This window comes from Streptomyces sp. NRRL S-455 (assembly GCF_000717875.1).
Classification (GTDB): Bacteria; Actinomycetota; Actinomycetes; order Streptomycetales; family Streptomycetaceae; genus Streptomyces.
Window position 1 is genome coordinate 1 of sequence record NZ_JOCT01000110.1, and the last position, 217, is coordinate 217.

At 64.1% G+C, this 217-nt stretch carries 1 protein-coding gene; it reads left to right on the forward strand.

The genetic code is table 11. The features are described from left to right. Positions 1-217, forward strand: a 217-nt coding sequence (locus IE97_RS39105) for a hypothetical protein (RefSeq protein ID WP_037845563.1), incomplete at both ends; no start/stop codon positions are given.

Consider the following 217-nt stretch of genomic DNA (forward strand, 5'->3'; position numbering starts at 1 on the left):
GCATGCGCCGACCAAGAGCTGGCTGATGACGGTGTCGTTGTCCGCGGAGCACAAGGTGCGGTTCTACTCGTCCAAGAACCTCAAGGACTGGGAGCTGCAAAGCGAGTTCGGGCCCGCCGGTGCGACGGGCGGCGTGTGGGAGTGCCCCGATCTGTTCCCCCTCGCGGTCGACGGCGACAGGGACAACATCAAGTGGGTCCTGGTCGTGAACATCAAC